The following is an 8195-nucleotide window of genomic DNA, read 5'->3' on the forward strand; positions in this document are numbered from 1 at the left end:
ACGCAATCCGCTCGCGTGCGGCCAGCGTCAGGTCTTCGGAAAAATAGGCAAAACAGCCGCGTCCGGCGTCCTTGGCTTGATACAGCGCCGCATCGGCATGATCCATCAAAAGCTCGGGGCTATCGCCATGTTGCGGATACAGGCTGATGCCGATACTGGCGCCGATCCGGACATTGTCGCTCTGGGGCAGACAAAAAGGTTTCGCTAAATCGTTAATAATTTCTCTAGCCACGCGCGCGGCATCTTTCGGATGGGCAATATCTTCCAATAACACGACGAACTCGTCGCCGCCCAAACGCGCGACCATGTCGACATTACGCAAGCGATTGGTGATTCTCGCCGCAACTTGTTGCAATAATTCGTCGCCGGCCAGATGCCCCAGGCTGTCGTTCACGGCTTTAAAACGGTCCAGGTCCATCATCAATAACGCCAACTGCTTGCCGTCGCGCCGCTCGACGTTAATGCCGTGTTTCAATCGTTCCTGCAACAGCCGGCGGTTGGGGAGCTGGGTCAGCGGGTCGTAAAAAGCCAGTTGCTTGATCTGCTCTTCGGCAGCCTTACGTTCGGTAATATCGGTATGGGTGCCGACATAATGCGTCGCAAGGCCGTCGCTCTGTTTTACCGCGGTGATGGATAACCATTTAGGATAAATTTCGCCGTTTTTGCGCCGATCCCAGATTTCCCCCTGCCAAGAGCCTGTATCGGAAAGGCTGTCCCACATGGCCTGATAAAAAGCCGCGTCATGACGTCCTGACTTGAGCAGACTTATTTTTTGTCCCACGGCTTCTTCTTCCGTATAACCGGTCGAGTCGGTAAAAGCTTTGTTGATCCGTAAAATGATGCTTTCCGAATCGGTGATAACCATGGCCTCCTGGGATTCAAAAGCAATCGCGGAGATGCGAATATCCAGTTCAACTCGTTTACGCTCGGTAATATCGCGGCAAAAAACGCAGAACTGCTGAAATTCCGGCAGGAAGGCAGTAGAAATTTCGATGTCGATGATATGGCCGTCTTTATGGCGATGGCGGGTTTCGAATAAGTCATAACCCTGTGCAATAATTTTCTCAACATGCGCTTGTACTTGCTCGGGACCTTCCTTTGCTTCCAATTGGCTGATATGCATTTTCTTCAGTTCCTCAGCCGAATAGCCGATTATCTTTGCATACGCTTCATTAGCTTGCAGCAGATTGCCCTTGGCATCGACTATCCAGAAACCGTCCAGGGAAGTATCAACCATCGCTTTGATTTGGTTTAATACCTGCTCAACTTTCCTACGCTCGGTAATGTCTTGCGCGGAACCAACTACGCGTAGCGGTCTTTTTGCCTCATCGAATTGCAATTCACCGTTACCGCGGACAAAACAGACCGCGCCATTTGGCAACATAATACGAAAATCGAGCTCATGCGGCCCTTTCCTCGTCTGACAGTCGCTGATCCATCTTTTCATCGCGTCGTGATCGTCGGGATGCACTAACTCAAGGAACGCTTCGACGGTGTGTCCGAACGTCTCCGGCGTAACGCCGCAAATCCTGTACATTTCATCCGACCAACTCATACGGCCGGTCGCCAGTTCCATAGACCAGCTACCGATATGGGCGATACGCTGCGATTCGGACAGCATCTGCTCTTTGTCCTGCAATATTTGCTGTACTTGTTTACGCTCGGTAATATCGATCGCTGAGCCGATATAACCGGTAAATTTACCGCTATCGTCATAAAGCGGCATGCCTTTGTCCAGAATCCAGCTCCAGCCCCCGTTAGCGTTACGCAGCCGGTATTCAGTGGTAATCGCTTCGCGAACGCCGGTATTCCGGTAATAATCGTGAAAAGCGTTCTTTCTGTCATCGGGATGAATAGTGTCGAGCCAATCCTTATACGTCAAGGCGGACTGTAGCGAACCAAGACCGGTAAAATCCAGCCAGGATTGATTGGCGAAAGTCGGCTCGCCGACGGCATCGGTAATCCAGATCATAATCGGGGAACTGTCAGCCATCCGGCGAAAACGCGCTTCGCTTGCCCGCAACTTAGCCTCGGCTTTTTTACGTTCGCTAATGTCGCGCAAGGCGCTGGCAAAAAATAAGCCGCGCTCTGTTTTAATCGGGCTTAAGCTAATCTCGACATCAAATTCGCTACCGTCTTTGCGTAGCGCTTTGACCCCCAAACCCACTCCCATCGGCCTAGCTACTAAAGCCACCGCAAATTGCGCCCTCAACTCCGGATGGCCCGCTCGAAAACGCTCCGGTATTAAATCTTCAATTGATAAGCCCAGCAGTTCATTATTCGGATATCTGAGCAAATGTTCAGCCTGTTGGTTGGCCATGATGATGGTGCCATGTTCGTCGCTGATCAACATCGCGTCAGGAGTGGCGTTGAAGATAGCTCGCAGGTATGTTTCGCTGGTTTGAAGCGCTTGGGGACTAGGCAGTTGCAACAGTTTTGGCATCAACGGCCAAATCAGTAAGGCGGTAGCGATAGAAACGAGTGCCGTAGCCGATTTTATCAGGCCGTCCAGCCAATAATCGGGGTGCCAAATGGTCCAGATACTAAATAAGTGAGTAGTGCCGCATAAGCAAATAAAAACACCAAACAGCACAAACACCCAGCGATAAGCTAGATCATTGCGTTTTTTGACAAAATACAAGAGTGCAAACGGAATCGAAAAATAGGCAAGAGCAATAACACTGTCGCTAATAATATGTAACCACAAGATCGACGGTAGCCATAGATAGCAGGCACCATGAGGCATAAAGCTGCTGGTGCCGGCTAGTACATCGTTAAACCATGCAAACATTCAATCTTGTACCCCATTGATACGCATTTTTCCAAACATAAACAACTAAACGAGTTACCCATCAAAATGGCTAATATTCTTGCCACCACAATGAATAGCGGCTCCGATAATGGAAATTGCCAAGGAGTGCTATTTTACTGATAAACAAACAGCTAAAAATCTTCTTCTGTCAGTAGCGTCGTTAACTTTCTATCCGGGTCTGTAATAACCCATAGTTTTTCGGTTCCAACGCTATAAACCGACATGACTCTTTCCACCGATTCGGGTAGCAATGCAAGCGTATTTTCACGCCAGTCCATCTCCGATACATCCCCATAATCGCCTCTTTCGTGCCTATCCAACAAATCGCCGACAGGCACTTTATTCGCGGCTATAATCGTAATGGCCGATGGCGTCATGTTGATTTGTCCGAGTTCAAACAGCTTCATTTTATACATTCCTCACTATTATTGTAATCCAAAGCTTACTTATGATTTTGAATCGTTTCTCGATTATCCGGGAGATACAAAACGACTGAAAAATGACTCCAAGTACCGGCAAACTCATCCCAAACATTGCAAGCACAGGATCTGCTTTTTTAAGGTAAGCAACGTGCAAAAGTATAGCCGCCACATACTCAATAGCATAACAAGATTTTGAAAAATACCTTACAAAACCGATGTTTTATCCAAGCAATTATAGGCCGGAATGAACGGGACTATTAGACAGCACGCACTTCGTGCTGCAACAACGCATACGATATGCAATGCGCGTATTGAAAAACGCTCCATAATTCTATGTTTAACGTGACCGGCGCTGCTAAGAGATGAAAACAATCGATAGCGAAGCTCAATCCCAACCTGTCAATCAGGTACCTGTAACTGTTACACTCTGTTAAATAATCGTAACTATTCAGCACCTAGAGAAATGGAACGCGGATGCAGGAGCAATTGCCGAGTTCGATTGGAAATGCGTTGAATAGTTACAAATCATCTTCCTGAATAAAGATTACAATATCATTGTTGTGGTGGTGGAGTTCACTGAAATGAATAGCGATCAAAATAGTCAGACAATTGGCCGTGCAAACCGTAAAGAGCTATTAGCTTGGGCTTTATACGACTTTGCCAACTCCGGCTATACCACAGTGGTACAAACCACTATATTCAGCGCCTATTTTGTCGGCGTGGTCGCCGGTGCCGAACAAGGCATCGCACCGGGCTTATCCACCCTGCTCTGGTCTCTCGCTATCGGCATCGCTAATTTTATAGTCATGATCAGCGGACCATTGATTGGCGCAGTTGCCGATCACAGGGCCTGCAAGAAACTTTTCCTGCTAATTTCTTCTATCGGTTGCATATTCTCGACGGCTTTACTGGCCCTGGCCGGCCCCGGCGATATAGGGCTGGCAATGGTATTGGTAACTTTTTCGGCGATCATGTTCGCCAGCGGCGAAAACCTGATTGCCGCATTTCTACCGGAAATTGTGCCTGAAGAAAGTATGGGCAAAATGTCCGGCTATGGCTGGAGCTTGGGATATTTTGGCGGTCTTCTGACATTAGGCATTTGTCTGGCCTACATTACTTGGGCCAAACAGCATGGCTTATCCGCAACTCATTTTGTTCCCGTTACCTTACTGATCACCGCCGCAATATTTGCACTAGCCGCTGCCCCCACCTTTCTTTGGCTACGTGAGCGAGCCACGCCTTCCGCGCTAAACGAAAGCCTGTCCAATCTACAGATCAGTTACGCTCGCTTGGCGCATACCTTTAAAGAAGCCGCCCGCTTTCGCGACCTGCTCCGTTTCTTGATAACGCTGGGCGTGTACCAGTCCGGCGTCAGCACGGTCGTGGTGCTGTCCGCCGTTTATGCGCAGGAAGTCATGGGCTTCGATACCCAGTCACTGATCGTGCTGGTTATGGTTGTTAATGTGACGGCCGCTATTGGCGCTTTTATTTGCGGCCATTTACAAGACCGGATAGGTTCGGTACCGTCATTGGCAATTACATTAATAATTTGGATCATTGCAGTGATAGCGGCTTTATTGGCCGACAAACCCGCACTGATGTGGCTTGCCGGAAACATGATTGGCTTGGCGATGGGAGCAAGCCAATCCGTCGGACGCGCTTTAGTCGGTAAATTTTCACCAACAGAGCGGGCCGGAGAGTTTTTAGGTTTGTGGGGATTGGTCAATCGCTTATCGGCGATAGTAGGACCGTTGAGCTACGGCCTGATCAATTACTGGAGCAATGGCAATCACCGGCTGTCATTGCTGTCGACTTTATCGTTTTTTATTATTGGCTTGTTTTTGCTGTTTCAAGTCAATGAACGACGAGGCAAAGCGGCTGCGATGTTGAACAATGAGGGTTAATATCTGATGTTAGGCCGTGTCCACGAAAAGCACGAAAAATATTCGTCTTCGATTTCTCGCCGGCCGCGGCCTATCCGGCATTTATTAAATATCCCGCCTGTTCAAAACGTTGGCGGTTAGACCTTCCAGATTTTACGACTGCCATGGATGGCAGTCGAGATTGCTCTTGGCAGTCCTCGGCATTTCCTCCATCTATGGAGGTTAGAAATGCTGGAGCTGCCGGGAGCGGCTCCAGTAAAACCTGGAAGGTCTGCCTCGTGGTCCGTTTCTCGCCTAACGACAGCCGGTTGAGAGCTATCTATAATAATGAGCGCAATGAGCAAGGGAACGATGTGGTCTCATTATGTTCGTGCCTTTCGTGCTTTTCGTGGATTACGTTCTTTAAGAAACTCTACCGGCCGCCAGCTCCGTAACCGCTATATAATCAGTCTTGCCGGTCGCCATCACCGGAATCGCATCGACAACCAGAATTTTCTTCGGCAGCAGAATAGAAGCCACGCCTTTGGATGCGGCAGCCAACTCATTAACAGCCGCACCTTTCCGGGTAGTGAGCAAAATAACCTGCTCGCCTTTCTTCGGGTCCGGCAAACTGATCACCGCGTGGTGCGCGTCCGGCCAGGCATTTGCGGCCATCTGTTCGACCGCCGTTAGCGAGACCATTTCACCGCTGACTTTCGCGAATCGCTTGCTGCGTCCGCGAATGCTGATAAACCCGTCACTATCGACATGCACAATATCGCCGGTATCGTACCAACCTTCGCCATAGATCGACTTAGGCGGAACCAGCTTGCCCGGATTATCGGCCAGCAAATAACCTTTCATGATGTTGGGGCCGGCAACATGCAGCCTACCCGCGTCTTCAATACCTTCGACCGGCTCCAGACGGTAATCCATCGACGGCATGAAACGCCCGACGGTGCCGACTTTATAATCTATCGGCGTATTAACCGAGGTGATCGGCGAAGTTTCGGTCGCGCCGTAACCTTCTAAAATGCGGATGCCGAATTTGTCCGCCCAAAGCTGGCGGGTCGTCTCTTGCAGCTTTTCCGCGCCGGCGACGACATAACGCATTTTAAAGAAATCGTAAGCGTGCGCTTTTTTCGCATAACCGGTGAAAAAGGTATTAGTGCCGAACATGATCGTCGCGTTGATTTCATACGCGATTTCAGGAATAACCGCGTAATGCAGCGGCGTCGGATAAAAGAACACGTTCAAGCCGTGCAATATCGGCAGCATCGTGCCGACCGTGAAACCGAACGAATGGAACATCGGCAAGAAGTTCAGCACCACGTCGCGGGAGTTAAAATCGATCCGCGCTTCCAATTGCTTAAGGTTAGCCAGGATATTCGAATACGACAGCACCACGCCTTTGGGCGTGCCTTCGGAACCCGACGTGAACAACACCACGGCCGGACTGTCGGGACTGTATTGCGTATGCTTGTACCAGAGATTGGCGGTCTTGCATTGCAGCCATGCCTGTAACTTGTCGGCCGACGACAGGCCCGCGGCCAAATCTTCCAGATAAACCAGGTTCACCTGCTCGCCCAAATGCTCGGCCTCACCGGTCAACTTGGCCAGCTCTACAAAACGGCGCGAGGTCAGAACGGTTTTGACCAGCGCGATATTGCAGGCCGCCACCATACCGGCCGAACCGGTCGAAAAATTCAGCATCGCCGGCACCCGGCCGTAAACTTGCAAGCCCAAAATGACGGCCAGGGTTTTCGTCGAATTCGGCAGGAAAACCCCGATATGTTCCTGTTCGGCTGTTATTTTCTTTAACTCATTACCGATCGCAAGCGCGCGGGTAATTACATCGTCATAAGACAGCGGAGTACGCTCCATGTCGTTGACGATCAAGTGCTTGCCTCCATGTATGTTGCGGGCTTCAAGCAAGCTGGCGAAAATGGTTTGCCGGTAATGACCGGTCTCGAACATCATTTCGGTCATGATGTCGGCGAGGATATGACCGCTATATTTACGCCGGCTCTTGCCGCTCAATCCTTCAGGATGCCCGATATAGGTATGAGGTAAAATCTGGATAGTGATTTTGGGAAATAAGCGCAAGCGCACGATATTACGCAGCTTGGAAAAATGCGTATATTCCGCGCCTTGAATTCGTATAGGCAATATCGCCGCTTCGGATTTATCGGCAACCATGCCGGTGCCGTCGTAGATTTTCATCAACGCCCCGGTTACGGTAATCCGGCCTTCGGGAAAAATAACCGTGTGGGTATCTTGCTGTAAATGATGAATCAAATCCTTCAGCGATAATGGATGCGTAGGATCCATCGGGAACACGCGGGATAACCCTAGAAAAGGCTTCAACCACCAGCGTTCGGAAATCTGGGTGTTGATTGCAAACGTGATGTCGTCGGGTAGAAATACTCCCAACAGCAGCGGGTCCAGGAATGACGTGTGATTGGATATAATCAGGACCCGTTTTCCGGCTTTCTTATAGTTATCCAGGCCTTTGACTTCAACCTTATAAATCAAGGTCAGCAGCCAGCGTAAAGTTTTTTTCAGCATTGAATTTCCTCCTTGCACCATTTTAGCAGATGTTTCATTTAACCCTTATTACAAGTATGTCGGGTTGAAAATAGCCGCTTATCTGGTTTGCTATCAACTCAGGCTTACTGTATTGTAAAAAATGCGTGTAGGTACGATTACCGACCTTAAGCGCGGATGCGCTGCCAAAGCTTGCAAGCTATGGACGACTTCGATCATTATCCTTGTTTTTCATTATGCGCCCGGCGGAAGAGGCTTTGCTTAAAGCCTTAGGAATTTCTAACCCAATCTAGCAGAGCAAAGACGCTTATCATGAATAAGATTAAAACACTGATTTTGCTGTTGGCATGTTTAACGCTGCCATTGCTAGGCAATGCGGCTACGTTCGGCACCGACACAGGCTACTACACCGCGATTGCCGCAGGGATGTTTCACACCGTCGCACTCAAGTCCGACGGTAGCCTTGTATCTTAATTCCTGTCATGGTTAGCTACCTTGGCACTGAGGCAGAAGCAGCTTGGGCACGCCCTTAAGGACCGACCTTGTCACGTA

The 8195-nt window shown here is 49.5% G+C and carries 5 protein-coding genes; 2 read left to right on the forward strand and 3 right to left on the reverse strand.

The features are described 5' to 3' along the window. Both EKO24_RS03100 and EKO24_RS03105 read right to left on the reverse strand, forming a co-directional pair. Positions 1-2791, reverse strand: a 2791-nt coding sequence (locus tag EKO24_RS03100; protein WP_143733157.1) for a PAS domain S-box protein, incomplete at its 3' end; no start/stop codon positions are given. Positions 2792-2943: 152 nt separating this feature from the next. Next, the gene (locus EKO24_RS03105) at positions 2944-3219 is read right to left on the reverse strand and encodes a hypothetical protein (protein ID WP_127030709.1); all 276 of its coding nucleotides are present in this window, start codon (positions 3217-3219) and stop codon (positions 2944-2946) included. A gap of 596 nt (positions 3220-3815) precedes the next feature. Here EKO24_RS03105 and EKO24_RS03110 point away from each other — a divergent pair. After that, positions 3816-5138, forward strand: coding sequence for an MFS transporter (locus EKO24_RS03110; protein ID WP_127030708.1), 1323 nt, complete (start codon positions 3816-3818; stop codon positions 5136-5138). A gap of 381 nt (positions 5139-5519) precedes the next feature. On the opposite strand, the gene EKO24_RS03115 is transcribed toward EKO24_RS03110, so the two are convergent. After that, a complete protein-coding gene (locus tag EKO24_RS03115) occupies positions 5520-7664 on the reverse strand; it encodes an AMP-binding protein (RefSeq protein ID WP_127030707.1) in 2145 nt (714 codons plus the stop codon). A 291-nt stretch (positions 7665-7955) separates the two neighbouring features. On the opposite strand from EKO24_RS03115, the gene EKO24_RS22285 reads away from it, so the two are divergent. Beyond that, complete coding sequence (locus EKO24_RS22285; RefSeq protein WP_154671571.1) at positions 7956-8117, forward strand: hypothetical protein; 162 nt, start codon at positions 7956-7958, stop codon at positions 8115-8117. The last annotated feature ends 78 nt before the right edge of the window (positions 8118-8195 follow it).

The organism is Candidatus Methylobacter oryzae, from assembly GCF_003994235.2.
Classification (GTDB): domain Bacteria; phylum Pseudomonadota; class Gammaproteobacteria; order Methylococcales; family Methylomonadaceae; genus Methylobacter_A; species Methylobacter_A oryzae.